Here is a 5,143-nt window from a genome sequence, read left to right on the forward strand (position 1 = left end):
GAATCACGTACCGCTGCAAATTTGAATCCTGAATGTCGATTGGTCCTAGAGCTTTCAGTTACAACGTGGTGAGCCACCCCATCTATGTCTGGTCTCCGACCTGCGTCGTAAACCCGACACTGTCGTCCTCGCTAGGCATGAAGCGCCGCTACCAATGGTTGTCGCGTGGACATTTATTGTCAGATGGGCTGTCGTTTCGGTTAGAGACCGGCAAATTCTCTGGGTCAGGCGGCGGAGAAGGGGACGCGGTTAGATAGAATATTGCATGGCACGTGGTTTGCGTGCCGCTGGGGTTTCCCTCCGCGGCCGTTTGCCTGATAGCTGGCTTATTCGAAACGCCACGATCTGAATGCAGCTAATACGGCGCGAGGTTTTTGTGCATTGCACAAGAACTTGACGCGTGGTCAGCGTCCTTTCGGTGCGGGAATCGGGGTTTGGATAATAATGACGAAGCGGTGAGAACCTCGCTTCGTTGAAAGTGCATGAGGATCCTGATGACCTGTACAAGCCCTGACAAATCCAGCCCTGCAAGCCTTGAGGCCGTCGCGCGAAACGGCAGCATGCTGCATCGCATTGCCGTGCGCATTCCGACTTATTTGTCGGATATTCGCGAGAACCCTGCATGGCTGCCGATGTTCGTACTCGCCCGCACCATGCCGGCGCGCAGAATGCACTGGCGTGGTGCAAAGCCTGTTCAAGAGTCACAGAAAGCCCTGGACACGATGTTCATGGGTGTCAATCGACAGGATGTCGTCAACGCGCTGCGGTCGCAGGGGCTCTTTTCCGGGCTCGTCCTGCCGCCATTTATCCACCAGGAGATCGCCGCCTTCGCCCGGTGCACGCCTTGCTTTGGCAATTTCGATCGCCGTCTCGAATTCATGCCGATGGAGCATGCGGAAGCTGAGGCCCGGCTCGGCCGTCCGTTGCTCAGCGGCCACTATTTCGAGCGCATTCTCGGTTGTAAGGCCGCACTCGCCATACAGAGCGATCCGCTGCTCATGGATGTCGCTGCGCACTATCTCGGAGGCCAGGCGAAACTGATTACCACGCGCGTCTGGTGGAGCTTCCCCACCGAACAGGCCTCCGACGCCGACAAGAACCTCGCTTCGCTCGGCAAATACCACTTCGATGTCGATGACTGGCGGATGCTGAAGTTCTTCTTCTATCTGGTGCCAGTCGACGAAGGCACCGGCCCGCACGTCTATGTCCGCGGCAGCCATAACCGCCGGACCTTCAAGCACCAGCTGACGCTTCTCGTCGACCATCCGGCCCAAGAGGTTCTGGACGTCTACGGCCAGCAGAGCCCCATTACACTGACCGGCGAAGCCGGTCTCGGTTTCGTCGAGGATCCGTTCGGCTTCCATATGGGCACTGTGCCGGCGCGTAGGCCACGCTTGATGATGGAAGTCGGTTTCGGCGTGTCCCCGCCCTCGCGGCGACGCTTCCATGGCGAGCCGGTCATTCGCTGATTTCGAAAATTCCCGAAACAACCTTCCCAACTGAGATAAGGGCAATGGCGCCATCTCCGGATGATTGGCCCAAAGCGTTTTGTGCAGGTCGGTTTCGAGCTGTCGCCAGAGGCGCCGCCTGGCGACAGGCAAACGCCTCTCGATCGCGTGTGCGAATCGGTTGCCGTGCCGCGCTTTCGGCAACACGGCCCAATAGGCCCCCCGCAGTTGTCAGATCGACATGGCTCGAGTGCTTTACTTCGAGCGTGCGTTTGGTCAGCCTGGTCCGTTACGGAAGCAATCTTTCATCTCAGCGGAAAACTTCGCATCATGGGAATTGACAGCGGCGCAGCACGGCGCCGCGCATCCGAGGGCGCTACTGCGAGGAAATCGCGTTAGATCCTCGCTGCTCGCCTGGACGAACTCAATGGACACGGGATGAAGAGGTTTGCCGATTTGCTTGTAACGCCGGTTAGGGGATTATGCTCCAGAACACCCTTCTCCTAGCCCTTGCTATTCATCCAGGCCGCAACCGTCGGACGGATGTATCCGGCGAGATCCACAATGGCCCGCATAGAGTTCTGTTATTCGCCCCGACTGTCGATGCGTTCAAATTCCGATCTCCAACGAGTTTGAAGCATCGATCGTTCCTATAGGGGCGGCCTCTTCCATGCTCTCACCACGTCTATCCAAAGGGGGGTGGCGACCGATGACTCTGTTGGCGTTCTATTGGGCAAACTTCGCAGCATTCCGGGTCGCTATATCGCCTATGACGGCATGAAGAAGCGTTCGAACCTCTTGTTCGGCGAGCCTGGGTGCAATTCCCGATTCGGACAGTTGAACGAGAATTGTCGTGACGGTGCTGCGCCAGAACGCATTCGCATCCTTCCCGTTTTTGGATTCCAAGACCCGGGCGATCCCTTCGACCAATTTCCGCCGACGATGCAGCGGGAACACGCTTATGTTTGAATCACACATCGATCACCTCACCCCTTCAGTTTGGCGAATAAGAATTGGCGCGTTGAAAAATTTGGTTAACAGCGCTTTCTTTTATGGGGGGGCCCTGCAATAAATTGACCAGGGCTTGGTTGGGTGTCCCCGCGATGGATGCGGCGGCTTTCGCGAGTTCGACTTCCGTCCAGGAAGTCCATCAGTGATGATGAGCAGCAGGGAATAGGACAGGAAGCGCTATCGGCGAGCAGGCTCTCGGACTTGATCAGAACCCAGGTGAACCGCCATATTCCATCCTGGCTGCCGCGGTAAGCTGGGCCAGTCGGTGGACGAGGCCGATCCGGCCGAAATCGAGCCGTTCAATTTAATTTGTTGGGAGCGCCGGTCGGGAGGAAATCTCCCAATTGTATCACGCGTCCCTGTTTTGTTGGAGAAGTCTATGAAGGTGCCGCTCATTGCCGAAAACGTCGGCAATCTGAGCTGCGCGATGATCTCGAACTCACGATCAATTTCGGCGGCGGTTTGCCGACCTTCAGACTTCAATAGATGGATCTCTTGGCCGCATTGAGGGCAAATTTTCACCGATAGAGTCGATGCTCTCGAACGCAAGCTGTAGGCGCTGAAAAGTCTCAATCGACTCCTCAGATAAAGTGGCGGCCTTTGCCCTGCCAGTAGCCGCAGAGATGGCGCGAGGTCGGCCGTTTGATCAAAAAACGGTCCGCGCCTTCTTGCAGGTTCAGCTCCGCCCGATGGCGCACAGCGACACGTCGGCGCATGCAACTCGTCGCCTCATTCACAAAATGGAATCCCTGGAGTACTGGGGACCCACATAAAACTCCGGTCGCAGCCTACCCGGTCAAAACAAGGAACCCAACGATGAAGACTCTCGTCATCTGCTCCGGCGGATTGGATTCCGTTTCGCTTGCTCACAAGGTGGCAGCGGAGCACCAACTCGCCAGCCTGCTATCTTTCGATTATGGCCAACGGCACAGGAAGGAATTGGGCTTCGCCGCCCTTTGCGCGGAGCGACTAAACGTGCTGCATCGGATCATCGATATCCGCGAAATCGGCCGCGGCCTTTCCGGCTCCGCCCTAACCGATAGTGTGGACGTGCCGGACGGGCACTACGCCGAAGACAGGATGAAGGTCACGGTGGTGCCGAACCGGAACGCCATCATGTTAGCTACCGCCTTTGGATTCGCGGCCGCGCAGGGGGCCGAAGCGGTGGCGACGGCCGTGCATGGAGGGGATCATTTCATCTATCCAGATTGCCGTCCGGCCTTCATTGATGCCTTCCAGATGATGCAAGACCGCGCCCTCGACGGCTACGCGAACATTCGCCTTCATGCGCCTTACGTGAATCTCACCAAGGCGGACATCGTTGAGGATGGAGCACGATACGGCACGCAATTTGCGGAGACCTGGTCTTGCTACAAGGGCGGTGAGCGTCACTGCGGGCGGTGCGGGACCTGCGTCGAGCGACGCGAAGCGTTCCATCTCGCGCAGCACCCTGACCCTACCAACTACGAGGATGCCGACTTCTGGCTCGAGGCGCTGCATAGGAGGAACGTGTAATGTTCCGCATCACCAAGGAATTCCACTTCTCAGCCTCGCATCAGCTGACCTCCTTGCCTCCCGACCACCAGTGCGCGCGCCTGCACGGACATAATTACATCGTCGAAGTAGAGCTTTCGGCGAAGGAACTGAACGAGCACGGGTTCGTACGCGACTATCACGATTTGGCATCGCTCAAACGCTATATCGACCAGAGTTTCGACCACCGACATCTCAACGATGCGCTGGGACATGAGCAAGTCACGGCGGAATACCTGGCAAGACATTTTTATGAATGGTGCAAGGCACGCCTGCCGGAGACTTCGGCCGTGCGGGTGAGCGAAACACCGAAAACATGGGCGGAATGGCGGCCATGACGCATCCCGCAATCCGCGTCAGTGAGATTTTCGGGCCGACGATCCAGGGCGAAGGCGTGCTCATCGGTTTGCCTACGGTCTTCGTCAGAACCGGCGGGTGTGACTATCGCTGTTCCTGGTGCGACAGCCTGCATGCGGTGGACAATCAATACCGCCATGAATGGGAAATGATGTCCGTTGACGCGGTCTGGCAAAGCGTGGTTGGGCTTTCCGGTGGCCGCCCGGTTATGGTGTCGCTGTCGGGCGGCAATCCGGCCATCCAGCCGCTCGGTGCGCTTATCGAACGGGGCCACCGGGAAGGATACCGTTTTGCGCTGGAAACCCAAGGTTCGGTGGTCAGGGACTGGTTTGCCGAGCTTGACGTACTGGTTCTGAGCCCAAAGCCGCCGTCAAGCGAAATGACGACCGATTGGGCCGCTATCGAGGCATGCGTCCAGGCGGCAAACGAGAAGCCGCAAGTCGTGCTCAAGCTCGTTGTGTTCGACGAAAGCGACTACGCCTACGCGAAGGACGCCGCCGCGAGATTTCCACGATTGCCGATCTATCTGCAACCCGGCAATCACACGCCGCCGCGCCCCGGAAATGCAGACTCCGCTGTCGACCTTGACGGAATAACGAAACGCATGGAGTGGTTGGTTGAAAGCGTGACCCGCGACAGGTGGTTCGAAGCCCGCGTGCTGCCGCAGTTGCACGTTATGCTCTGGGGTAACAAGAGAGGCGTCTAGCCTGCCCGCCTTTCACTGGAACTGCGCCTGCGGGTCTTATACCAAGAGTCATTGGGTTTGACCGACATGGGCCCATTCTCGCATTCCG

At 57.9% G+C, this 5,143-nt stretch carries 5 protein-coding genes; 4 read left to right on the forward strand and 1 reads right to left on the reverse strand.

Features of this window, described 5'->3' with window-relative positions; genetic code table 11:
* The first annotated feature begins 494 nt into the window (after positions 1-494).
* Entirely contained in the window at positions 495-1,469 is a 975-nt protein-coding gene (locus AC07FD_RS33230) for a hypothetical protein (protein ID WP_095090096.1), read from the forward strand.
* 705 nt (positions 1,470-2,174) lie between these two features.
* Here the strand turns inward: AC07FD_RS33230 and AC07FD_RS33235 are convergent.
* A complete protein-coding gene (locus tag AC07FD_RS33235) occupies positions 2,175-2,426 on the reverse strand; it encodes a DUF6074 family protein (RefSeq protein ID WP_378976522.1) in 252 nt (83 codons plus the stop codon).
* A gap of 849 nt (positions 2,427-3,275) precedes the next feature.
* Between AC07FD_RS33235 and queC the strand changes: the two genes are divergently transcribed.
* From queC to queE, 3 genes are read left to right on the forward strand one after another with little or no spacing between them, the layout of a single operon-like run.
* Entirely contained in the window at positions 3,276-3,974 is a 699-nt protein-coding gene (queC, locus tag AC07FD_RS33240) for a 7-cyano-7-deazaguanine synthase QueC (RefSeq protein ID WP_095090499.1), read from the forward strand.
* Complete coding sequence (gene queD, locus AC07FD_RS33245; protein ID WP_095090498.1) at positions 3,974-4,330, forward strand: 6-carboxytetrahydropterin synthase QueD; 357 nt, start codon at positions 3,974-3,976, stop codon at positions 4,328-4,330. The genes queC and queD overlap by 1 nt, the downstream gene beginning before the upstream one ends.
* On the forward strand, positions 4,318-5,055 hold the full coding sequence (queE, locus tag AC07FD_RS33250) for a 7-carboxy-7-deazaguanine synthase QueE (RefSeq protein ID WP_378924048.1): 738 nt from the start codon (positions 4,318-4,320) through the stop codon (positions 5,053-5,055). Before queD ends, queE begins: the two co-directional genes overlap by 13 nt.
* The last annotated feature ends 88 nt before the right edge of the window (positions 5,056-5,143 follow it).

The sequence above is a fragment of the Mesorhizobium waitakense genome, from assembly GCF_056431085.1.

Coding starts and splice junctions, on each gene's coding strand:
- AC07FD_RS33230 (WP_095090096.1), top strand. CDS start 495: ATGACCTGTACAAGCCCTGACAAATCCAGCCCTGCAAGCCTTGAGGCC.
- AC07FD_RS33235 (WP_378976522.1), bottom strand. CDS start 2,426: ATGTGTGATTCAAACATAAGCGTGTTCCCGCTGCATCGTCGGCGGAAA.
- queC (WP_095090499.1), top strand. CDS start 3,276: ATGAAGACTCTCGTCATCTGCTCCGGCGGATTGGATTCCGTTTCGCTT.
- queD (WP_095090498.1), top strand. CDS start 3,974: ATGTTCCGCATCACCAAGGAATTCCACTTCTCAGCCTCGCATCAGCTG.
- queE (WP_378924048.1), top strand. CDS start 4,318: ATGGCGGCCATGACGCATCCCGCAATCCGCGTCAGTGAGATTTTCGGG.